The organism is Pseudomonas sp. Z4-7 (genome assembly GCF_051131965.1).
In the GTDB taxonomy this organism is placed as follows: domain Bacteria; phylum Pseudomonadota; class Gammaproteobacteria; order Pseudomonadales; family Pseudomonadaceae; genus Aquipseudomonas.
Window position 1 is genome coordinate 6,093,559 of the sequence record NZ_CP071642.1, and the last position, 20,947, is coordinate 6,114,505.

The 20,947-nt window shown below is 59.6% G+C and carries 21 protein-coding genes; 13 read left to right on the plus strand and 8 right to left on the minus strand.

Going from position 1 to position 20,947, the window contains the following annotated elements; translation table 11 throughout:
• Positions 1-2 precede the first annotated feature (2 nt).
• The 3 genes from J3P91_RS27550 to J3P91_RS27560 form a co-directional block, all read right to left on the minus strand.
• Positions 3-644, minus strand: a complete 642-nt coding sequence (locus tag J3P91_RS27550; RefSeq protein WP_434602325.1) for a thiol:disulfide interchange protein DsbA/DsbL — start codon at positions 642-644, stop codon at positions 3-5.
• A 186-nt stretch (positions 645-830) separates the two neighbouring features.
• Positions 831-1,442, minus strand: a complete 612-nt coding sequence (locus tag J3P91_RS27555) for a c-type cytochrome (RefSeq protein ID WP_305497775.1) — start codon at positions 1,440-1,442, stop codon at positions 831-833.
• 45 nt (positions 1,443-1,487) lie between these two features.
• Positions 1,488-1,778, minus strand: a complete 291-nt coding sequence (locus tag J3P91_RS27560) for a c-type cytochrome (RefSeq protein ID WP_030138991.1) — start codon at positions 1,776-1,778, stop codon at positions 1,488-1,490.
• Between the two features lie 191 nt (positions 1,779-1,969).
• On the opposite strand from J3P91_RS27560, the gene yihA reads away from it, so the two are divergent.
• On the plus strand, positions 1,970-2,611 hold the full coding sequence (gene yihA / locus J3P91_RS27565) for a ribosome biogenesis GTP-binding protein YihA/YsxC (RefSeq protein WP_025211089.1): 642 nt from the start codon (positions 1,970-1,972) through the stop codon (positions 2,609-2,611).
• 435 nt (positions 2,612-3,046) lie between these two features.
• On the opposite strand, the gene polA is transcribed toward yihA, so the two are convergent.
• Complete coding sequence (gene polA / locus J3P91_RS27570) at positions 3,047-5,815, minus strand: DNA polymerase I (protein ID WP_434602326.1); 2,769 nt, start codon at positions 5,813-5,815, stop codon at positions 3,047-3,049.
• A 74-nt stretch (positions 5,816-5,889) separates the two neighbouring features.
• On the opposite strand from polA, the gene J3P91_RS27575 reads away from it, so the two are divergent.
• On the plus strand, positions 5,890-6,177 hold the full coding sequence (locus J3P91_RS27575; protein ID WP_122567709.1) for a DUF2782 domain-containing protein: 288 nt from the start codon (positions 5,890-5,892) through the stop codon (positions 6,175-6,177).
• A 59-nt stretch (positions 6,178-6,236) separates the two neighbouring features.
• Positions 6,237-7,187, plus strand: a complete 951-nt coding sequence (locus tag J3P91_RS27580; RefSeq protein WP_434602327.1) for a homoserine kinase — start codon at positions 6,237-6,239, stop codon at positions 7,185-7,187.
• 147 nt (positions 7,188-7,334) lie between these two features.
• On the opposite strand, the gene znuA is transcribed toward J3P91_RS27580, so the two are convergent.
• Positions 7,335-8,261, minus strand: coding sequence for a zinc ABC transporter substrate-binding protein ZnuA (gene znuA / locus J3P91_RS27585; protein ID WP_434570743.1), 927 nt, complete (start codon positions 8,259-8,261; stop codon positions 7,335-7,337).
• Positions 8,262-8,327: 66 nt separating this feature from the next.
• On the opposite strand from znuA, the gene zur reads away from it, so the two are divergent.
• Genes zur through J3P91_RS27605 form a run of 4 tightly spaced genes read left to right on the plus strand, consistent with a single transcriptional unit; the run spans position 8,328 to position 11,124 of the window.
• Positions 8,328-8,810: a zinc uptake transcriptional repressor Zur gene (zur, locus tag J3P91_RS27590; protein ID WP_053126886.1), complete on the plus strand. Its 483-nt coding sequence runs from the start codon at positions 8,328-8,330 to the stop codon at positions 8,808-8,810.
• Positions 8,810-9,592: a zinc ABC transporter ATP-binding protein ZnuC gene (gene znuC, locus J3P91_RS27595; protein WP_434602328.1), complete on the plus strand. Its 783-nt coding sequence runs from the start codon at positions 8,810-8,812 to the stop codon at positions 9,590-9,592. Before zur ends, znuC begins: the two co-directional genes overlap by 1 nt.
• Positions 9,585-10,373, plus strand: coding sequence for a zinc ABC transporter permease subunit ZnuB (gene znuB / locus J3P91_RS27600; protein ID WP_249876777.1), 789 nt, complete (start codon positions 9,585-9,587; stop codon positions 10,371-10,373). The genes znuC and znuB overlap by 8 nt, the downstream gene beginning before the upstream one ends.
• A 37-nt stretch (positions 10,374-10,410) precedes the next feature.
• The gene (locus tag J3P91_RS27605; protein ID WP_434602329.1) at positions 10,411-11,124 is read left to right on the plus strand and encodes a PA5502 family lipoprotein; all 714 of its coding nucleotides are present in this window, start codon (positions 10,411-10,413) and stop codon (positions 11,122-11,124) included.
• Between the two features lie 116 nt (positions 11,125-11,240).
• Here J3P91_RS27605 and katE read toward each other — a convergent pair whose 3' ends face one another.
• Positions 11,241-13,376, minus strand: a complete 2,136-nt coding sequence (gene katE / locus J3P91_RS27610) for a catalase HPII (protein ID WP_434602330.1) — start codon at positions 13,374-13,376, stop codon at positions 11,241-11,243.
• Positions 13,377-13,642: 266 nt separating this feature from the next.
• Between katE and J3P91_RS27615 the strand changes: the two genes are divergently transcribed.
• The 3 genes from J3P91_RS27615 to J3P91_RS27625 all read left to right on the plus strand — a co-directional run bounded on the left by J3P91_RS27615 (position 13,643) and on the right by J3P91_RS27625 (position 16,161).
• Positions 13,643-14,650 (plus strand): methionine ABC transporter ATP-binding protein, encoded by a 1,008-nt coding sequence (locus J3P91_RS27615; RefSeq protein ID WP_434570734.1) that lies wholly within the window; start codon positions 13,643-13,645, stop codon positions 14,648-14,650.
• Positions 14,650-15,312, plus strand: a complete 663-nt coding sequence (locus J3P91_RS27620) for a methionine ABC transporter permease (protein WP_305497766.1) — start codon at positions 14,650-14,652, stop codon at positions 15,310-15,312. The genes J3P91_RS27615 and J3P91_RS27620 overlap by 1 nt, the downstream gene beginning before the upstream one ends.
• Before the next feature lie 78 nt (positions 15,313-15,390).
• Entirely contained in the window at positions 15,391-16,161 is a 771-nt protein-coding gene (locus J3P91_RS27625) for a MetQ/NlpA family ABC transporter substrate-binding protein (protein WP_434570732.1), read from the plus strand.
• Positions 16,162-16,238: 77 nt separating this feature from the next.
• Here J3P91_RS27625 and J3P91_RS27630 read toward each other — a convergent pair whose 3' ends face one another.
• Positions 16,239-17,006, minus strand: coding sequence for a sulfite exporter TauE/SafE family protein (locus J3P91_RS27630; protein ID WP_434602331.1), 768 nt, complete (start codon positions 17,004-17,006; stop codon positions 16,239-16,241).
• Positions 17,007-17,596: 590 nt separating this feature from the next.
• Between J3P91_RS27630 and J3P91_RS27635 the strand changes: the two genes are divergently transcribed.
• A complete protein-coding gene (locus tag J3P91_RS27635; protein ID WP_305497763.1) occupies positions 17,597-17,971 on the plus strand; it encodes a lysozyme inhibitor LprI family protein in 375 nt (124 codons plus the stop codon).
• A gap of 140 nt (positions 17,972-18,111) precedes the next feature.
• On the opposite strand, the gene J3P91_RS27640 is transcribed toward J3P91_RS27635, so the two are convergent.
• Complete coding sequence (locus J3P91_RS27640; RefSeq protein ID WP_434570728.1) at positions 18,112-18,396, minus strand: DUF6124 family protein; 285 nt, start codon at positions 18,394-18,396, stop codon at positions 18,112-18,114.
• Between the two features lie 658 nt (positions 18,397-19,054).
• On the opposite strand from J3P91_RS27640, the gene J3P91_RS27645 reads away from it, so the two are divergent.
• Positions 19,055-20,182 (plus strand): diguanylate cyclase, encoded by a 1,128-nt coding sequence (locus tag J3P91_RS27645; protein WP_434602332.1) that lies wholly within the window; start codon positions 19,055-19,057, stop codon positions 20,180-20,182.
• A 314-nt stretch (positions 20,183-20,496) separates the two neighbouring features.
• A complete protein-coding gene (locus J3P91_RS27650; RefSeq protein ID WP_434602333.1) occupies positions 20,497-20,916 on the plus strand; it encodes an organic hydroperoxide resistance protein in 420 nt (139 codons plus the stop codon).
• Positions 20,917-20,947: the final 31 nt, after the last annotated feature.

The following is a 20,947-nucleotide window of genomic DNA, read 5'->3' on the forward strand; positions in this document are numbered from 1 at the left end:
GCTTAGTTGGCGGCAGCCTTGGTGGCCGCTCGCTCTTTGGCGATCAGCTGGTCGGCCAGTTGCAGCGCTTCGTTTGCGCCGCCAGCGGAGCCGATGTCAAAGCGGTATTTGCCGTTGATGACCATAGTTGGTACGCCGGTGATTTCGTATTTCTTTGCCAACTCGCGGGCCTTGGTGATCTGGCCCTTGATGGCGAAGGAATTGAAGGTTGCCAGGAACTTGTCCTTGTCGACGCCTTGGGTGGCGAGGAACTCGGCCATTTCTTCAGGATCGGTCAGGCGCTTCTTTTCTTTCTGGATGGCATTAAACACCGCTGCGTGAACCTGATGCTCAACGCCCATGGATTCGAGCGTCAGGAACATCTGGCCGTGGGCGTCCCATGGACCGCCAAACATGGCCGGGATGCGCACGAAATTCACGTCCGAAGGAAGCTTTTCAACCCATGGGTTGATGACCGGCTCAAAGGCATAGCAATGCGGGCAACCGTACCAGAACAGCTCCACGACCTCGATCTTGCCAGGCACCGCCACCGGAACGGGGTTGCTCAATTCGACATAAGGGGCAGCGGGCTTTTCAGCCGCTTGGGCAGTCACGCCGAACAGGCTGGCGGCGACGAGCGCGGCGCTGATGATCAGATTACGCATGCTTTACTCCTGGACAATGAGGTGGCCTCGCGGGGCGTGTTTTTCAGACAGGCCGCCACGGGTTCAGTTTCGCTAGTGTAACGGCAGCGGCCACAAAAAAGGGCGGCCAAAGCCACCCTTTTGATGTTTGCACCGACGGATTAATCGGGCGTTAACGTTGCAAGAGGTTTCCCCCTTGCAGCCGCCTCAATGCAGGCCCTGGATGTAGCTCGAGACTGCCGCGATATCTTCGTCGCTCAGCTTGCGGGCGATGGTGCGCATGGTCATCGCGTCGCCGTCGTTGGCACGACCGCCTTCTTCCTTGCGGAAATCGGTCAACTGCTTGGTGATGTACTGGGCGTGCTGGCCACCCAGATGCGGGAAGCCGGCGGCGGCGTTGCCCTTGCCGTCAGGCGAATGGCAGCCCGTGCAGGCTGGCAGGCCCTTGGCCAGGTTGCCACCACGGAACAGCGCCTCACCCCGTGCCACGAGTTTTGGATCAGCGGCGCCGACGCTGCCTTTCTGGCTGGCGAAGTAGGCCGCGATGTCCGCCAGGTCTTGATCGCTCAGGTTGTTCAGCAGGCCGGTCATTTCCAGCACGACACGCTTGCCGTCCTTGATTTCCTTCAACTGCTTGACCAGGTAACGCTCACCCTGGCCGGCCAGTTTCGGAAAGTTGGGCGCCATGCTGTTGCCATCCGGACCGTGGCAGGCTCCGCACACGGCGGCTTTCGCCTGGCCTGCGGCAGCATCGCCTGCGGCGTGGGCTACACCGGATATCCCCAAGGTCAACAGCAGACTCACGATCAGTTTGTTCATCAGCTAATCCAACTACGGCTAAGGGTTAAGAGTTATGGACCGGGCTTACTCGCTCATCCACTGGATGATGGCTTGGTAATCCTCGGCACTGCAGTCCATGCACAAACCACGCGGCGGCATCGCCTTGAAACCCTGGGTCACGTGTTGCACCAGCGTCCCCATGCCTTTCGCCAACCTCGGCGTCCAGGCTTCGCGGTCACCCTTGCGGGGCGCCGTGGGTAGTTGGCCGGAATGACAGGCACCACAAACACGGTTGTACACAGCTTCCGGATCCTGTGTAGCCTGAGCGCTGTAAAGCGGCATCAAGACACCGGCAGCTAGCAGCCATTTCGTCATAAAACGACCTTTTCAGGGTTGAGAGCGAGCTGCGTTCTAGTGCGCAATTTCGGTCGGTCGCTCCCGTGAACTTCATCCTACGCTGGGACAAAGCGCACACAAAATCTGCGGCATTATATACTGGCGTCACTGAAACGGAAACGACACAGCTTGCCGCGTCCATTCCCGACGCCGCCCACATCGGAAATCCCATGCAACTGAAAAACCCCATCCTCGGCCTGTGCCAACAGTCCACCTTCATGCTCAGCGCCGCCAAAGTCGATCAATGCCCTGACGACGAGGGCTTCGAAGTGGCCTTTGCCGGGCGTTCCAATGCCGGTAAATCCAGCGCGCTGAACACCCTGACCCATGCCAGCCTTGCACGCACCTCGAAAACCCCGGGCCGCACGCAGCTCTTGAACTTCTTCAAGCTAGACGATGAACGCCGTTTGGTCGACCTGCCCGGTTATGGCTACGCAAAAGTGCCGATCCCGCTCAAGCAACATTGGCAGCGTCACCTGGAAGCCTACCTGGGCAGCCGCGAGAGTTTGAAAGGTCTGATCCTGATGATGGACATCCGCCATCCAATGACCGACTTCGACCTGCTGATGCTCGATTGGGCCGTTGCCAGCGGCATGCCGATGCACATCCTGTTGACCAAGGCCGACAAGCTCACCTACGGGGCAGCGAAAAACACCCTGCTCAAAGTGCAGTCGGAAATTCGCAAGGGCTGGGGCGACACAATCACCATCCAGCTGTTCTCCGCGCCCAAGCGCATGGGCCTTGAAGAGGCCTACACGGTGTTGGCGGACTGGATGGAATTGGCGGACAAGGGCAGCGAAGCGGCCGAGTAAGCCAAATCGCAGGCAAAAAAAACCCCGGACTTCGTATGGGGAGGGGGAAGTTCGGGGTCCAAGTTCCGGACCGCTAGGGCGGGGTCCAGATATCTGCCAACACTTAACACAACATAGGAGCATTGAAGGGCTTCACCAGCCATTCAGAATCTCTGAGTAGCAATTCACGGGTTTAGTTCAGATTATTTTCGGTAATAACCGTAGGAATTTTCAGAGCTAACCATGCCCTACCTGGAGTTTCGCTCATTCAATGTGGAATGGGTTGGCTGGGCTGACACCGACTCCCCCGTGGCGAGGGAGCTTGCTCCCGCTGGCCTGCGCAGCAGGCCCCTGCATTCCCTCGAGAAGACCGAATCGCCCGGTTTACGGCTGCTGTGCAGCCGAGCGGGAGCAAGCTCCCTCGCCACAAGAGCCCTAGGCCTCAGGACGTGGGAATCAGTGCGCCTCGTCCCAGTTATTGCCCACGCCCACCTCCACCAGCAGCGGCACGTCCAACGTGGCGGCGGCGCTCATGTGCTGGCGGATTTGCGCGCTCACCTGGTCGACTAGGTCCTCACGAACCTCCAGCACCAATTCGTCGTGCACCTGCAGGATGACTTTCGCATCGAGCCCTGACGTCGCCAGCCAGCCATCGACGGCCACCATGGCTTTCTTGATGATGTCGGCGGCCGTACCCTGCATCGGCGCGTTGATCGCGGTGCGCTCGGCGCCTTTGCGCAGGGCAGGGTTTTTCGCGTTGATGTCCGGCAGGTACAACCGGCGCCCGAAAATGGTCTCGACGAAGCCTTGCTCGGCGGCCTGGGCGCGGGTGCGCTCCATGTATTCCAGCACCCCTGGGTAACGCGCGAAATAGCGGTCGATGTAAGCCTGGGACTGCTTGCGATCCACGCCGATCTGCTTGGCGAGGCCGAACGCGCTCATGCCATAGATCAAGCCGAAGTTGATCGCCTTGGCACTACGGCGCTGGTCATGGCTGACGGCGTCCAGCTCGACCCCGAATACCTCGGCAGCGGTGGCGCGGTGCACGTCCAGGTCGTTGCGAAACGCATGGAGCAGTCCTGCGTCCTTGGCCAGGTGGGCCATGATCCGCAATTCGATCTGCGAGTAGTCCGCTGCCAGCAGCTTGTAGCCTTTCGGCGCGACGAATGCCTGGCGAATCCGCCGCCCTTCGGCGGTGCGGATCGGGATGTTCTGCAGGTTCGGGTCAATGGATGAAAGACGTCCGGTGGCGGCCACAGCCTGTTGATAAGACGTATGAATGCGCCCGGTGCGGCTGTTGATCTGCTCCGGCAGGCGATCGGTGTAAGTGCTCTTGAGCTTGCTCAGCGAGCGGTACTGCATCAGCACCTTGGGCAGCGGATAATCCTGCTCGGCCAGTTCGGCGAGCACCGCTTCGGCAGTCGATGCCTGGCCCTTGGCGGTTTTGCTGAGCACCGGCAAACCGAGTTTTTCGTAAAGGATCACGCCCAATTGCTTCGGTGAGCCGAGGTTGAATTCCTCACCGGCGATGGCAAATGCCTCACGCTCCAGTGCCACCAGCTTCTCGCCCAGCTCGACACTCTGGACGCCCAGCAGGTTGGCATCGACCAACGCCCCTTGGCGCTCGATACGCGCCAGGACCGGCATCAACGGCATTTCGATCTCGTTGAGCACCTTGCCCAGGCTTGGCGTGACGGCGAGTTTTTCCTGCAAGGCCTGGTGCAGGCGGAAGGTCACGTCAGCATCCTCAGCGGCGTATGGGCCGGCAAGTTCGAGGGAGATCTGATCGAAACTCAGCTGCTTTACGCCCTTGCCGGCAATGTCTTGGATATCGGTCTTGCTTTGCCCAAGGTATTTCAGCGCCAGGCTGTCCATGTCGTGACGAGTCGCCGTGGAATCGAGCACATAGGATTCAAGCATGGTGTCGAAAGCGATGCCCTGCACCAGGATGCCGTTGTTCTGATCACCATCGATAGCGCAATTGGCCAGGATGTTGATTTCGAATTTGGCATGCTGGCCGACCTTGAGTTTGTCCGGATTTTCCAGCAATGGCTTGAGCGCCTTGAGCACGGTGTCGCGGTCCAGTTGCTCCGGCACGCCCATGTAGGAATGCGTCAGCGGCAGGTAAGCCGCTTCAAACGGCGCAACCGCGAAGGACAACCCCACCAGTTGCGAGTGTTGGGCGTCGCCACCGTTGGTTTGCGTGACCAGGGAAAACAGCGGCGCCTTTTCAAGCTTGGCCAGCCAGGCGTCGAAGCTCGCCTGATCGAGGATAAGGTCATACCGCTTCTCGACGCCCGCCGCTGGCTCATCAGCGATTTCAACGATTTCCTGCCCGGCACGTTTGGCGTCGCGCTGGTTTTCTTCGAACCAGCTCTTGAATTCCAACAGGGTGTACAGCTCGGCGAGCTTTTCGTGATCCGGCGTGCCCATCTGCAGATCGTCGAGGCCAATATCCAGGGGAACGTCGGTCTTGATGGTCGCCAGCTCGTAGGAAAGAAACGCCATTTCCTTGTGCTCTTCCAGCTTGGCGGCCAAGGTCTTGGCACCGCGAATCGGCAGCGTGGCAACGATGTCCAGTTGCGCATACAGCTCGGTCAGGCCACCGTTGACGCCCACCAGAAGGCCGGATGCGGTCTTCGGCCCGATGCCCGGAACACCCGGGATGTTGTCGGACGAATCGCCCATCAATGCCAGATAATCGATGATCTGCTCCGGAGCGACGCCAAACTTCTCCTTCACGCCAGCCACGTCCAGTGAGCTACCGGTCATCGTGTTGACCAAGGTAATGTGCCCGTCGACCAGCTGCGCCATGTCCTTGTCGCCGGTGGAAATCACCACCGGGCGGTCGGCCGCGGCGCTGCTGCGGGCCAGGGTGCCGATCACGTCGTCGGCTTCGACGTTGTCCACGCACAACAAGGGGAAGCCAAGGGCCTTGACGCTGGCGTGCAGCGGCTCGATCTGCACGCGCATGTCGTCGGGCATGCTTGGGCGATTGGCCTTGTACTCGGCGTACAGCGCATCGCGAAACGTCCCACCCTTCGCGTCGAAGACCACCGCGAACGGACTGTCCGGATACTGCTTGCGCAGGCTCTTGAGCATGTTCAGCACGCCCTTGACCGCACCGGTCGGCAGGCCTTTGGACGTGGTCAGCGGTGGCAGCGCGTGAAAGGCGCGGTACAGATAAGAAGAACCGTCCACCAGGACGAGGGGGGCTTGGCTCATGAGCAGGATCAACCTTTTCGGCGGGTCCGGGGCTAGAATAGCGGGACCGTTGACGACAAAGGGACAAGGTTATCATGCGTACACTAAATCGCCTGTTACTGGCTGGCTTGTTTGCATTCACACCGTTGGCCGTCATGGCGGCGGATGACGCTCCTTCGGCGGACCCGGATGTCACCATCCGCACCGAAGGCGACAGAACCATTCAGGAATATCGGCAAAACGGCTTTTTGTATGCGATCAAGGTCACGCCCAAGAACGGCAAGCCTTATTTCTTGGTACGCGCCGACGGCACTGATGCAAATTTCATTCGTTCGGACCAGCCGGATATGCTGATCCCTTCGTGGAAAATTTTTGAGTGGTGATACCGCTCGCGACTTCAACCGGCGCCCGCTGAAGGGCGCCCGTACTGGCAGTTCTAACCATGTCTGTGTTCACGCCCCTGGCTCGGCCCGAGCTGGAAACCTTTCTCGCCCCTTACGGGCTCGGCCGCCTGCTTGATTTCCAGGGGATCGCCGCCGGCAGCGAAAACACCAATTTTTTCATCAGCCTGGAACAGGGTGAGTTCGTCCTGACGCTGGTCGAGCGCGGCCCGGTGCAGGAGATGCCGTTCTTCATCGAACTGCTGGACGTGCTGCACGGCGCCAATCTTCCGGTGCCTTACGCCTTGCGCACCACCGAGGGGGTTGCACTGAGGGAACTGGCCGGCAAACCGGCGCTGCTGCAACCGCGCCTGGCCGGCAAGCACGTCAAGCAGGCCAACGCCCAGCATTGCGCCCAGGTCGGTGAATTGCTTGCGCATCTGCACTTGGCCACCAAGGACAACATGATCAAACGCAAGACTGATCGCGGCCTGGATTGGATGCAGGAGGAGGGCGGCAATCTGCTGTCGCACCTCGATGCAGAGGCCCGTCAGCTGCTGCAAGCTGCGCTGGACGAAATCGCGCTGCGGAAGGTCGGCATCCTGGCGCTGCCCCGCGCCAACATCCATGCAGACCTGTTCCGCGACAATGCGATGTTCGAGGGCACGCACCTGACCGGACTGATCGACTTCTACAACGCATGCTCCGGGCCGATGCTGTACGACGTCGCCATCGCGTTGAATGACTGGTGTTCGAATGACGACGGTGTGCTCGATGGCCCACGGGCGAGGGCATTGCTGGGCGCCTATGCGGCGCTACGGCGGTTCACCGCCGCCGAGGCGCATTTGTGGCCAACCATGCTGCGTGTGGCATGCGTGCGGTTCTGGCTGTCGCGGTTGATCGCCGCCGAATCGTTCGCGGGGCAAGATGTGTTGATCCACGATCCGATGGAGTTCCAGCAGCGCTTGGCGCAGCGGCAGACGGTTCATACGGTGTTGCCGTTCGCCCTCTGACCGGCGGATGTGAATGCCTTTGTGGCGAGGGAGCTTGCTCCCGCTCGGTTGCGCAGCGACCGCTAGATTTTTAGGGCCGCTTCGCCCGAAGCGTCGGACCGGCCCAGCGGGAGCAAGCTCCCTCGCCACGGGTTATGCGGTAGCAGGCTATAGCGACTCCAAACACCCCGCCAGATCATTGCCCAACTTTTCCAACAACTGCTCATACCCCTGCGCCGTCGCCGGGGTGTAGCCACCCAGTGCGTCCAGCTCAGCCAGCTTGACCGGCAACCCGGCCACCAGGGTTTCGGCCAGGCGCGGACGCAGCGGCGGTTCGCTGAAGACGCAAGTCTTGCCCACCGCCTGCAAGCGTGTGCGCATCGCCGCCACGTGCTGGGCACCGGGCTGGACCTCGGCGGCCACGGCGAAAACCCCGGCGTGCTTGAGGCCGTAGTTGTCCTCGAAATAGTCGAACGCTTCGTGGAACACGAAATACGGCTTGCCTGCGACCCCGGCCAGACGCGCCTTGAGGCGTGCGTCCAACGCATCGAGGCGCTGGTTGAAAGCCTTGAGGTTGCTTTCATAGCGGGCCGCGTTCGCCGGATCCGCCGCGCTCAGGTCGGCAGCCATTTTGGCGGCGATCACCCGGGCGTTCAGCGGCGACAGCCACAAGTGGGCATCCACGGTGCCGGGACGATGGTCGTGGTCATGTTCGTCGGCATGCTCTTCGTCCTCGTGGGACGCGCTGTCCTGGGCGAAATGACGCAACTTGAGCCCCGGCAGATCCTGCACGGCGACGGAGGGCTGCGTGCGACCATTCAACACACGCGGCAGGAAACCTTCCATGTCTGGGCCGATCCAGTAAAGCAGGTCCACCGACTGCACCTTCCTTACGTCGGATGGCCGCAGCGCATAGTGGTGAGGCGAGGCACCAGGGGGCAACAGCACTTCCGGAACGGCCACGCCGTCCTGCACCGCGGCGGCAATCAGTTGCAGCGGCTTGATGCTGGTTAGCACCTTGACGTCGGCCCGGGCCGGGCCAATCAGCAGAAATGTTGCGACAAAAGCGACAAAGAGCGAAAAAATTCGGGACACGATGACCACTCGAAGAGGCGAGAACGGGTAACATAATAACGTCTCTCACTAAACTCGTCGCTGCCCATGCCCATTACCCCCCTTGCCAGTCGTCCCCATGATCACTCCCATTGCGTGCACAGCGCGCTGTCCGAGGCCGATGCCATTTGCGCGCGCCAGGGCCTGCGGCTGACGGCCTTGCGTCGGCGAGTGCTGGAGCTGGTCTGGCAAAGCCACAAGCCGCTGGGTGCCTACGACATCCTCGCGGTACTCAGCGAGCAGGACGGCCGCCGCGCCGCGCCGCCGACAGTCTACCGGGCGCTGGATTTCCTGCTGGAAAACGGCTTGGTACATCGCATTTCTTCGCTGAACGCCTTCGTTGGCTGCAACCATCCGGAGCACGCCCACCAAGGCCAGTTCCTGATCTGCCGCGAATGTCATGCGGCCATCGAGCTGGAACAGAAGTCCATCAGCGACGCGATCGTCGCCAGCGCCAAGGACGTCGGCTTCGTGGTCGACACCCAGACCGTCGAAGTGGTCGGCCTGTGCTCCGGTTGCCAGGGGGCCTGATGAGCAACGCGTTGATCCGCCTCGAACAGGTGGCCGTGACGTTCGCCGGGCAGAGCGTGCTGGACAACATTCACCTGAGCGTCGAACCGGGGCAGATCGTCACCCTGATCGGCCCCAACGGCGCCGGCAAGACCACCCTGGTGCGCGCCGTGCTGGGCCTGCTCAAGCCGGACAGCGGCAGCGTCTGGCGCAAGCCCCGGCTGCGTGTCGGCTACATGCCGCAGAAACTCCACGTCGACCCGACCTTGCCGCTGTCCGTGCTGCGCTTTCTGCGCCTAGTGCCGGGCGTCGACCGCGAGCGAGCCTTGGCGGCGCTGAAGGAAGTCGGCGCCGAGCAAGTGATCGACAGCCCGGTGCAGAGTGTGTCCGGCGGCGAGATGCAGCGTGTATTGCTCGCTCGCGCCCTCTTGCGCGAGCCCGAGCTGCTGGTGCTCGACGAGCCCGTGCAAGGCGTCGATGTGGCGGGACAGGCCGAGCTTTACAGCTTGATCACCCGCCTGCGCGACCGCCACGGCTGCGGAGTATTGATGGTGTCGCACGACCTTCACCTGGTGATGAGCACCACCGACCAGGTGGTCTGTCTCAACCGTCACGTCTGCTGCTCCGGGCATCCCGAGCAAGTCAGTGGCGATCCGGCCTTTGTCGAGTTGTTCGGAAAAAACGCACAAAGCCTGGCGATTTATCACCACCATCATGACCATTCCCATGACCTGCACGGTTCGGTGGTCAGCGCTCCTTCTGCTTCCACTCATGTTCATGGAGACGGCTGCAAGCATGGCTGATTTTCTGTTGTACGCCCTGCTTGCAGGTTTGGCGCTGGCGCTGGTGGCCGGCCCCTTGGGCTCGTTCGTGGTCTGGCGGCGCATGGCCTATTTCGGCGACACCTTGTCCCACGCGGCGCTGCTCGGCGTGGCCATGGGGTTTCTGCTGGACGTCAGCCCCGCCATCGCGGTGACCGTGGGTTGCCTGCTGCTCGCAGTGGTGCTGGTGACCTTGCAACAGCGCCAGCCGCTGGCGTCCGACACCCTGCTGGGCATCCTGGCTCCCAGCACGCTGTCCCTCGGGCTGGTGGTGCTCAGCTTCATGCGCGACGTGCGGATCGATCTGATGGCCTATCTGTTCGGCGATCTGCTGGCGATCAGTCCGATGGACCTGGCCTGGATCCTCGGCGGTAGCGCGGCGGTATTGCTGTTGCTCGTGGCGCTGTGGCGTCCGTTGCTGGCGGTTACCGTCCATGAGGAACTGGCACGGGTCGAGGGCCTGCCTGTGGTGGGCCTGCGATTGGCGCTGATGCTGTTGATCGCAGTGGTGATTGCCGTGGCGATGAAGATCGTTGGTGTATTGCTGATTACTTCATTGCTGATCATTCCGGCGGCTGCGGCACAGCGTCACGCCCGCTCACCGGAGCAGATGGCCTTGGGCGCAAGCCTGCTGGGCATGCTCGCGGTGTGCGGCGGGCTGGCGTTGTCGTGGTTCAAGGACACTCCGGCCGGACCGTCGATCGTGGTCAGCGCGGCGGCGTTGTTTCTGCTGAGTTTTGTCCTGCCCCGTCGAGGGGTGTAGACTTGCTCGCTTTTTGCGCAATTAGAGAGTCGCAGGAATGAAGCCGTTCGCCTCCCGTTATCTGCTCCTTGTCGCGTTTTCCCTGCTGCTGGGCGCCTGCCAGAGCACGCCGCCGACCGTCGAAACCCCGGATACCCGGGGCCCGGCCGTCGCGCAGCTCGAACAGAGCCTGGCCAGCAATGAATTGGCCACAGCAGAAGGCCAGTTGGCCGCGTTGCAAGCCCAGACGCCTGAAGATCCGTCGCTGGAGCCTTACCAGCGGCAACTGGCCGAGGCGTACTTGCGCCGCAGCCAGATCGACCTGCAAAAAGGCGATGTAAACGCCGCCGCCACCGCCCTGAGCCGGGCTCGCGCGCTGATGCCAAAAGCGCCGGCACTTACCGGCGAAGTGAACAGTGCGATCGCCCAGGCCCGCAAGGCCGAGCTGGAAAAAGCCGAAGCCGCCCTCCAGGCCGCCGAAGCCAAGCCGGTTGCAAGGGTGATCGACCCGAGTGCGCAGAGCACCACGGTTGCGCTGAATATCGGCGATATCCAGAAAATGCGTCATCAATTGGACGCCATCGCCGCCGATGTGGTGAATTATCAGTGCGACGTCAGCATCCAGGCACCGCGCACCGATGATTACCCTTGGTTGGCGACATTGCTGACCAAGCGGGTGAAGAAACTCGATCCCGGGTTTGATCTGAAACTGCAGAAGCAGATCTTGCGCAGCGTGCCGGCGCAGGTGGTTCTGACTCCGCGTAAGCACTGAAAGCTTCGCGAGCAGGCTCGCTCCCACATGGGTGTTGTGATCGACACGTATCCCTGTGGGAGCGAGCCTGCTCGCGAAGGCGTCCTACCAGCAACTAATCCCTTTTCAGACACCCATCAAGCCGGAACTGCCTTGGCCTTAGGCTCCCGCGCCCAAACCCGATGCTGGGCAATCGCGTCAAAAAACGCCTGGAACTTGCCCGCATCAGCGTCCGGAATCAGCCCCGCATCCGCCTCCAGCTTCAACAACACCAGCAATTGCCGCGCTTCGCCATGCAGCGCGATGGCCTTCAGGTGCTTGTAGGCTTCCAACAGGTAATGCAACGCCACGCCATCGGCACTCAGCGCCTTGATCGACTCCACCCCGCCTGGCACGAACACCGCGTCAAAGGCAATCGACGGCAAGCCTTCCATGGACGCATCCACCGGCAGCGTCTGCCCAGCGGCGGTGGTCACCGGCGCGGAGGTTGGACCGAGGATTTTCGCGTGGGCCCCTTCGGCTTCCAGTGCCTGCTTGAGCGCATCGATGATTGCCCCCTCGACACCGTTGGCCACCAGCACCGCGACCTTGCGGGTCTTGATATCGCCGGACAGCAGATTGGCCTGGCTCAATGCCGGGGACTCCTCCAGGGAAGGTGTCGGAACATCGACCGTACCGGCAGTGGGAGCCGGCAATCCAAGGTTCTTCGCAACTCGCCCGGCCAGTTCCAGATCGATGTTGGCGAGAATCTCGTTCACCTGCCGCGCCCTGATGAACTCACGTTCCACTTTGCCCAGTTCGAAGCTGTACGCCGCGATGATGTGCTCCTGCTCGTGGGGACTCATGCTCTTGTAGAACAGCCGCGCCTGGGAGAAATGATCGCCGAACGAATCGCTGCGCTGACGGATCTTGTGGGCGTCGATGCGCTCCGGATAACTTTCGAAACCACCATCCTGCGGACCGGGCGGGGTTTCCTTCGGCCAGCCGCCATCGATGGAGTTCGGCTCGTAGGACGCGCGCCCCTTGTCGATAGTGGTGCGGTGCATGGCATCACGCTGGCCGTTGTGCACCGGGGTGATGGCGCGGTTGATTGGCAGCTCATGAAAGTTCGGCCCACCGAGTCGGCTGATCTGCGTATCGGTGTAGGAAAATAGCCGACCTTGCAGCAATGGGTCGTTGCTGAAATCGATGCCCGGCACGATATGTCCGGGGCAGAACGCAACCTGCTCGACTTCGGCGAAGAAGTTGTCCGGGTTGCGGTTCAGCACCATCTTGCCCAGCGGCGTGATAGGCACCAGCTCTTCGGGGATGATCTTGGTCGGGTCGAGCAGGTCGAAGTCGAACTTGTGCTCGTCTTCCTCGGCGACGATCTGTACGCCAAATTCCCACTCGGGGTAGTCGCCCATCTCGATCGACTCCCAGAGATCGCGACGGTGGTAATCAGTGTCCTTGCCCGCGAGCTTCTGGGCTTCGTCCCATACCAGGGAACAGGTCCCGGCTTTGGGCCGCCAGTGGAACTTGACGAAGCTGCTGCGGCCTTCAGCGTTGATCATGCGAAAGGTGTGCACGCCGAAACCCTGCATGGAACGCAGGCTTTTCGGGATTGCCCGGTCGGACATCGCCCAGATCACCATATGAGCCGACTCCGGTACCAGCGAGACAAAGTCCCAGAAGGTGTCGTGGGCCGATCCGCCGGTGGGGATTTCGTTATGGGGCTCGGGTTTCACCGCATGGACGAAATCAGGAAACTTCACCGCATCCTGGATGAAGAACACCGGCATGTTGTTGCCCACCAGATCGAAGTTGCCTTCGTCGGTGAAGAATTTCACTGCAAAGCCGCGCACGTCCCGCACCGTGTCACCGGAACCCCGTGGGCCCTGCACGGTGGAAAAACGTACAAACACTGGCGTCTTTTTACCTGGGTCTTGCAGGAAACCGGCCTTGGTCAAGGCCGCATGCGATTCGTAGGCCTGAAAGTAGCCATGGGCACCGGTCCCTCGGGCGTGAACGATGCGCTCGGGAATACGTTCATGGTCAAAATGCGTGATTTTCTCACGCATGATGAAGTCTTCCAGCAACGACGGCCCACGCGGCCCGACGCGGAGGGTGTTCTGGTTATCGGCGATCTTCACGCCCTGGTTGGTGCGCAAGGCCTGTTCGGTGGCATCGGAGCGAAACTGCTCGAGGCTCTCCAGCTTGGCGTTGGTATTGCTGCGATCCAGCGTGTCGGTCCCGGCCATCTGGCTGGGGGCGGCAGGTTTTTTAGTGCTCATCAGGCATGACTCCTCGTTGCGATCCCCGCCGTGGCCAGGACCCGTGAGTTCGATGCGCCAGGCACGGTACCTGGGCATATGTGGAGGTGCCTAATGAGTGACCGATACCGTTTCGCTGTGTTCCTTTTTTATGTCCTTTGATCGCCTTATTGCCAAATCGCTGGTTCAATCTCAAATAAATGCTAAGAACCTCTATACGGACAGGCTAAAATGCGCGCCCGGCTTACCGCTGATCCTTTTCCACCGCGCCCCACAAGGTTCGCTACGTGATCGAGTTTCAAAACGTCCATAAAACCTACCGGGTTGCCGGTAGGGATATCCCCGCGCTGCACCCGACCAGTCTGACCATCCAGAACGGTCAGGTCTTCGGCCTGATTGGCCATTCCGGTGCGGGAAAAAGTACCCTGCTGCGCCTGATCAATCGCCTGGAAGATTCCAGCGGCGGCAAGATCATCGTCGACGGCGAAGAAGTCACCGCGCTGGACGCCAACGGCCTGCGCCGTTTTCGCCAGCAGGTCGGGATGATTTTCCAGCACTTCAATCTGCTCGCGTCCAAGACCGTGGCCGACAACGTGGCCATGCCACTGACGCTGGCGGGCGAACTGTCCCGCAGCGATATCGACCGCCGCGTCGCCGAACTGCTGGCGCGGGTAGGGCTGTCCGACCACGCCCGCAAATACCCGGCGCAGTTGTCCGGTGGCCAGAAGCAGCGCGTCGGCATCGCCCGCGCCCTGGCAACCAAGCCGAAGATCCTGTTGTGCGACGAAGCCACCAGCGCGCTCGACCCACAGACCACCGCCTCGGTGCTGCAACTGCTGGCGGAGATCAACCGTGAGCTTAAGCTGACCATCGTACTGATCACCCATGAGATGGACGTGATCCGGCGTGTCTGCGATGAAGTTGCGGTGATGGACGCCGGCGTGATCGTCGAGCAAGGCCCGGTAGCCGAGGTGTTCCTGCACCCCAAGCATCCGACCACCAAGCGTTTCGTCCAGGAAGACGAGCAGATCGACGAAAGCGAACAGCGCGACGACTTCGCTCACGTCCCAGGGCGCATCGTGCGTCTGACATTCCAGGGCGAAGCGACCTACGCGCCGTTGCTTGGAACCGTCGCTCGCGAAACCGGTGTGGACTACAGCATCCTGGCCGGTCGTATCGACCGCATCAAAGACACCCCCTACGGGCAACTGACCCTCGCCATCACCGGCGGTGACATGGAAGCGGCCTTCGCCCGCTTCACCGCGGCCGATGTCCACATGGAGGTGCTGCGCTGATGGAATTTTTTGCAAACATCGACTGGCTGGAAATCTGGCTGGCAACCGGCGACACCTTCCTGATGCTGTTCGGTTCGCTGCTGTTCACCGTACTGCTCGGCCTGCCGCTGGGCGTGTTGCTGTTTCTCTGCAGCCCGCGCCAATTGCTTGAAGCCCGGGGCCTCTACGCGCTGCTGTCGCTGATCGTGAACATCCTGCGTTCGCTGCCATTCATCATCCTGTTGATCGTGATGATCCCGTTCACGGTGTTGATCACCGGCACGTCGTTGGGCGTGGCCGGCGCGATCCCGCCACTGGTGGTGGGCGCAACGCCATTCTTTGCCCGCCTGGTGGAAACCGCCCTGCGTGAAGTCGATCGCGGCATCATCGAAGCGACCCAGGCCATGGGCGCTACCACGCGACAGATCATCGTCAATGCGTTGCTGCCGGAAGCCCGTCCGGGCATTTTTGCGGCGATTACGGTGACAGCGATTACTCTGGTGTCCTACACGGCCATGGCCGGTGTGGTCGGCGCTGGTGGCCTGGGCGACCTGGCGATCCGCTTCGGCTACCAGCGTTTCCAGACCGACGTGATGGTGGTCACGGTGGTGTTGCTGCTGGTGCTGGTCCAGGTCCTGCAAACCGTGGGCGACAAACTGGTTGTGCATTTCTCTAGAAAATAAGGCCTCGCGCCAATAAACCATGAGCCGGCCATTCGCTGGCAGGCGCCAAGAGCAGGCGCCTCAAAAGGAGTTAGCTGAATGAAAAAACTACTGGTCGCCTTCGCTGCCGCCGCAGCGTTCTCCGCACACGCCGACACCCTGACCGTCGCGGCCACGCCGGTTCCTCACGCGGAAATCCTCGAGTTCGTCAAACCGGCATTGGCGAAGGAAGGCGTGGACCTCAAGGTCAAAGTCTTCACCGACTACGTCCAGCCCAACGTACAAGTCGCCGAAAAGCGCCTGGACGCCAACTTCTTCCAGCACCAGCCGTACCTGGATGAGTTCAACAAGGCCAAGGGCACGAATCTGGTGAGCGTAGCCGGTGTGCACCTGGAACCCCTGGGCGCGTACTCCAGCAAGTACAAGGCACTTACAGAACTGCCAGGCGGCGCCAATGTCGTGATCCCGAACGATGCTACCAATGGCGGCCGTGCGCTGTTATTGCTGGCCAAAGCCGGGCTGATCAAGCTCAAGGACTCGAACAACATCCTGTCGACTACCAAAGACATCACCGAGAATTCGAAGGATCTGAAGTTCCGTGAGCTGGAAGCGGCAACCATTCCGCGCGTGCTGACTCAAGTGGATCTGGCATTGATCAATACCAACTATGCGTTGGAGGCCAAGCTTGACCCTTCCAAGGATGCGCTGGTAATCGAAGGCAACGACTCGCCTTACGTGAATATTCTGGTAGCCCGTCCGGACGACAAGGACAGCGAGGCCATGAAGAAACTGGTGGCAGCGCTGCATACGCCGGAAGTGAAGGCGTTTATTCTCGAGAAGTACAAAGGGGCGGTTCTGCCGGCGTTTTGAGCTGATCGGGTGTGAAAGACGGGACTGCGTGAAAGCGAGGTCCCGTTTTTTTATCTGACGGCATTGCGCGCAACCTGTCACAGCCATATGGACAATCCCATTCGGCCAATAAGGAACACCAATAAAAAGAGAAACAAGATACGAATTAATCTACTCCCATAGCGCAAAGCCAAAAAAGTGCCTGTCAGCGCACCCGCCATATTACACACCGCGACCAGTCCACCAATTACCCACAGCACATGACCTGAAGGTATAAAAAATAGCAGCGCCGCGCTAAACGTTCCCAGGTTAACCAGTTTTGCTGAGGCGGATGCATTCAGAAAATCGTAGCCAAAATATTTAACGAAAACAAATAACAAAAAACTACCACTGCCGGGTCCAAAAACTCCGTCATAAAATCCAATTATGCCGCCAAAAAAAACCCCAAGGAGGACCTCTTTGGATCCGCATTGAGCGTCCGAGTGAACAAGCCCTAGATCCTTTTTTGCAAATGTATAAACAGCCATGACCACCAATACAAAAAACACAAAATATTCCATGATCGCCTTCGGAACGAGCGAGACGGAAAAAGCACCCAAAAACGAAAATAAAAAAGCCGAGAGCATGGTTGGAAGCATCAGCTTCCAGGCGATTTTTATTCTTTTAACGTAACTGAATATAGAAGAAATATTTCCTGCAAGCACAGCCAGCTTATTAGTTCCAAAAACTGTGCTCAGCGAGTGCTGAGGTAATGCATGAAGTAGAGCGGGTACCTGAATCAAGCCTCCACCCCCTACAGCAGCATCGATCATCCCCCCGCAAAAAGCAAAAAATCCCAACGCGACCATGGCGTATTCAATTTGCATAAAAATCTTCCACTTTAGCCTTCGTGATTTGGTCCGAGTAAAGGTTTAAACATTCCAACTTTCAGGCCAATGTAAGCGTAGACGAACAATAGAAGCCATAGACGAGGCTTACAAGTCGGCGGATTCCGACGTAGTTGTAGGCCAAAGAGCAGAGATGTGTAGCTTGACGGAAGGATTATGCCAGTGGAATAAACAGGGCTTCGTTTCGGCCCATAAAATGAGCCCAGACTGGTTTGCGGTTGGGGCTTGGAATGGGTGATACGGTTTTGTCTGTAGGAACTTTAAGGGGCTGGGTGGGGCTGCTTTGCAGCCCAGCGGGAGCAAGCTCCCTCGCCACGAAGTTTTGACCGGTTTGGGAGTTTTTGCGGATGCTGCGCAACCCGCGCCGGCTTTACTCAGGGCAGACGCATCGCCGGGGGCGGGGACGACGCTGGCTTTTTCAGCAATCACATGCTCCCGGTCCTCTATCCGCATTTGTCCACTGTTCGGGCCGAGTAAACCCTAGGATCCGCTTCATTGTTCTACGACCCTCATGATAAATTCCCCGCCGCGACCTCTAATCAATAGAGGGCATTCAGGGAGAGAAGTGAGTGATCAAGTCTTTGTTGGTTGGGGCATTGCTGGCAATGGCATCAGCATCGGCGTCTGCGATGAGTTGCGATAACCCTAGAAACGCCTATGACAGAACCTATTGCGCGTCGCTGAAAATGGTTCAGTCGGACCAGGAAATCAACGAGCAATACAAGAAGACGATGAGTGCCCTGAACCCGGATCAAAAGAAGAAGGTGAAAGCCGCTCAGATCCAGTGGATCAAGATTCGTGACAACGCCTGTTCCAACGATGGCCTGCTCTACCTGGACTGTGCCAATGAGAAGACCGAGGCGCGTATCGTCATACTCAAGGCTGTCGAGCGCGAATGCCGCGCTGCCGGTTGCGACGACGCCAAGCTGTCGCAAGTCGAGTAACCCGCACACAAAAACCCGACGTAAAGCGTCGGGTTTTTCTTTGGCGGGGTTCGCTCGCTATCGCGGCTCAGCGTTATCCAATGGGCTGCTTCGCAGCCAGCGGGAGCAAGCTCCCTCGCCACGGGGTTGCAGTGTGACGTTTATCTTGGATCAACGTTGTCCAGTACTCGGTTCGCCAGTAATGAGCTCAGCTCGATCAGTTGCTGGACGCCGAGGGCGATGTGGCGGTGTGAGCCTTCCAGGTCGAACGCGAGGTTGCTGACCATGGCGTCGGCTGATGCCAGGGTTTCGCTGAGGTTGGCGAGCAGGCATTCGTTGTCGGTGTCTTGTACGACGGTGAAGAGTTGAGCGGATTGGAGAGCATCTCTTGGTTTTGGCGGGGAGGTGTTGTCCGCCTCTGGGGGATTCGGAGAAGGTTTGAACATGAGCTAAGTCCTTATGTGAAGCCGCAACCCCTCGCTACTAAACAGAAGGGTGGCAGCTGTACGCAGGTTAGTAGACCGGGGACTTAGCAAAGCCGGCGCGCCCGAGGGCGCCCTGCGCACAGCCGCCATCAAATACAGGCATGGAAATACCTGACTGGTAGAAGCTGTTGCACCTCACTAAATACCTCGAGCTACTAAACCCGACCACTGATAGGCAGTGGCAGGACGACAATAGAACCCGAGGGCAAGGCGCACAAGCCGGCGGATTCTGGCGTAGTTGTAGGTAATGGCGCAAGGATGTGTAGCTTGGTGGAAAGATGGCAGAGCGGGAATAAACAGCGCTTCGTTTTCAGCTCCGATCCCTGTGGCGAGGGAGCTTGCTCCCGCTCGGCCGCGCAGCGGTCGCAACCGATCATGCGGTTCGTCTGTAGGAATGCGTCGGCTTGTTTTGGGGCTGCTTCGCAGCCAACGGGAGCAAGCTCCCTCGCCACGGGGACGGTTTTAGTCTGGGAAATGGTGGCTTGCTGCGCAACCCCGCGGGGCTGAATTCCCTCGCCACGATGCAAAGCTCGTGGGTGCAGGTGTAATTCGGTTGTTTGCGTTGCTGGCAGGGTGCCACAATCGCGTTTTCTAGCGGCTTCACGATCAGGTGGATCACATGGATGGCCCAAGATCTCGCAATGGCATGGACTTTTGCATAGCCGGACAAGTGCGCACTGACCGACTGCAGCAACTGTTTCGCCAATCCGTTTCCGCCGTGTTTGGTAGTTACCTCGCGGCCATCATGTTGTGTTGGCTGTGTTGGGATCGCTTTGAGCACAGCACGGTTGTTTGGTGGCTGGCCATATTAAGCGGATCGACGCTGCTGCGGATCGCGATGTTCGTTGCCTATTTTCGCAGCGACGAGGTTCAGCGCACGCCTCAACGCTGGGAGCGCAGATACTGGGTCTCGCTGGTGTTGTCCGCGAGCATCTGGGGCGGTGGCGCGCTTGTTTTGATGCCGCAAGACGATCTGCTCTCGCAAGCTCTCGTCATGCTTTTTACCGTGGGGATGACTGTCAGCGCGGTGTCCTGTTACTCCGCCTACCGGGACATGACACTGGTCTCCATTGGCCTGGTGCTGTTTCCGTGCACGGTCTGGCTGCTGTTCCAACCGTCGCCGATTCAAGTCGGCATGGCGCTTTCGATCCTGGTGTTCGCGGCATTTGCTGCCCGCGCCACCCACAAAATGTCCCAGGCATTGGAAACCGCCTTTCGACTCACCCGCGAGATGGAACAGGCGAACAGCATTTCAACCCGCGCCGCACAAACCGATGAACTGACCGGCCTGAAAAGTCGGCGGGCTTTTTTCGAGCATGCCCAGCAGCTTTACGACGAATGCAGAACCAACCGGTTGGGACTGTGCGCGGTCATGTTGGACATGGATCACCTCAAGCACATCAACGATACCTACGGCCATCAAGTCGGCGATCAGGTCCTGCGCCAGATGGGCGTGGTCATCAGCTCGTCGTTTCGGGCAACGGATATTCACGGCCGGCTTGGTGGCGAAGAGTTCGCTATTTTGCTTCCGGATACTTCCATTACCGTCGCTACAAAAATTGCAGAAGAACTTATCCAGAGTATCGCTGGCTTGATGATCGAGCCTGTCCACCGCATCACCGCCAGCCTTGGCGTGGCGTCGACGGAGGCGGGTCACAAGGATTTGCATGGCTTGATGAATAACGCTGATAAGGCGCTTTATCGGGCGAAAGCGCTGGGGCGTAACCAGGTTGCCGTCGCTCACTAGGGTGGTTCGTTCAACCCCGTCATCCTACTTGTGAATTCCCTTTTTCCAAGAGCCCGCCATTGCGCTGGCTCGGCCAGTATCCCTGCCATCTTCCGCCCCTCGGTGCCCCCTCAATTCGCTCGGCCTGGCATCGCTGCCTCGCTTAAAAATAACTTTGCTTATTTATCAACAAGTTAAAGAAAAGCGGAAATATTTTTTGAAATTTATCTTGCGCACAAAGTATTTGGACGTTAACTTTAACGCCACTGGTTAGCGCACGAACATTTAGCGCAATCCAAACTCAATCAGACCCATCAGGAAAAAGGAAAACACCCATGAACGTTCTCTACACCGCAGTCGCAACCTCCACCGGTGGCCGTGATGGCCGTGCTGTTTCCAGCGACAAGATCCTCGACGTGAAACTGGCTATCCCAAAAGCCTTGGGCGGTGCCGGTGGTGAAGCCACCAACCCTGAGCAGTTGTTCGCAGCCGGCTACTCCGCCTGCTTCATCGGCGCATTGAAATTTGTCGCCAGCCAAAGCAAACGCAGCATTCCGGCTGACGCCTCGATCACGGCACACGTCGGCATCGGCCAGATCCCTGGCGGTTTCGGTCTGGACATCGACCTGCACATCAGCCTGCCAGGTCTGGATCAAGCCGATGCTCAAGCGCTGGTCGACGCCGCTCACCAGGTTTGCCCGTACTCCAACGCGACCCGCGGCAACGTCGACGTCCGTTTGCACGTCGCCGTCTAACTCACTCATCTACGAATAAATAAGGATCTGG

Excerpts from the sequence above, each read along its gene's own strand:
- J3P91_RS27575 (WP_122567709.1), top strand. The coding sequence starts at position 5,890 with ATGCGTACACTAAATCGCCTGTTACTGGCTGGCTTGTTTGCATTCACA.
- J3P91_RS27630 (WP_434602331.1), bottom strand. The coding sequence starts at position 17,006 with ATGCAAATTGAATACGCCATGGTCGCGTTGGGATTTTTTGCTTTTTGC.
- J3P91_RS27550 (WP_434602325.1), bottom strand. The coding sequence starts at position 644 with ATGCGTAATCTGATCATCAGCGCCGCGCTCGTCGCCGCCAGCCTGTTC.
- J3P91_RS27580 (WP_434602327.1), top strand. The coding sequence starts at position 6,237 with ATGTCTGTGTTCACGCCCCTGGCTCGGCCCGAGCTGGAAACCTTTCTC.
- J3P91_RS27645 (WP_434602332.1), top strand. The coding sequence starts at position 19,055 with ATGGATGGCCCAAGATCTCGCAATGGCATGGACTTTTGCATAGCCGGA.
- zur (WP_053126886.1), top strand. The coding sequence starts at position 8,328 with ATGCCCATTACCCCCCTTGCCAGTCGTCCCCATGATCACTCCCATTGC.
- J3P91_RS27640 (WP_434570728.1), bottom strand. The coding sequence starts at position 18,396 with ATGTTCAAACCTTCTCCGAATCCCCCAGAGGCGGACAACACCTCCCCG.
- J3P91_RS27555 (WP_305497775.1), bottom strand. The coding sequence starts at position 1,442 with ATGAACAAACTGATCGTGAGTCTGCTGTTGACCTTGGGGATATCCGGT.
- znuB (WP_249876777.1), top strand. The coding sequence starts at position 9,585 with ATGGCTGATTTTCTGTTGTACGCCCTGCTTGCAGGTTTGGCGCTGGCG.
- znuC (WP_434602328.1), top strand. The coding sequence starts at position 8,810 with ATGAGCAACGCGTTGATCCGCCTCGAACAGGTGGCCGTGACGTTCGCC.
- J3P91_RS27650 (WP_434602333.1), top strand. The coding sequence starts at position 20,497 with ATGAACGTTCTCTACACCGCAGTCGCAACCTCCACCGGTGGCCGTGAT.
- J3P91_RS27560 (WP_030138991.1), bottom strand. The coding sequence starts at position 1,778 with ATGACGAAATGGCTGCTAGCTGCCGGTGTCTTGATGCCGCTTTACAGC.
- polA (WP_434602326.1), bottom strand. The coding sequence starts at position 5,815 with ATGAGCCAAGCCCCCCTCGTCCTGGTGGACGGTTCTTCTTATCTGTAC.
- yihA (WP_025211089.1), top strand. The coding sequence starts at position 1,970 with ATGCAACTGAAAAACCCCATCCTCGGCCTGTGCCAACAGTCCACCTTC.
- J3P91_RS27605 (WP_434602329.1), top strand. The coding sequence starts at position 10,411 with ATGAAGCCGTTCGCCTCCCGTTATCTGCTCCTTGTCGCGTTTTCCCTG.
- J3P91_RS27625 (WP_434570732.1), top strand. The coding sequence starts at position 15,391 with ATGAAAAAACTACTGGTCGCCTTCGCTGCCGCCGCAGCGTTCTCCGCA.
- J3P91_RS27620 (WP_305497766.1), top strand. The coding sequence starts at position 14,650 with ATGGAATTTTTTGCAAACATCGACTGGCTGGAAATCTGGCTGGCAACC.
- katE (WP_434602330.1), bottom strand. The coding sequence starts at position 13,376 with ATGAGCACTAAAAAACCTGCCGCCCCCAGCCAGATGGCCGGGACCGAC.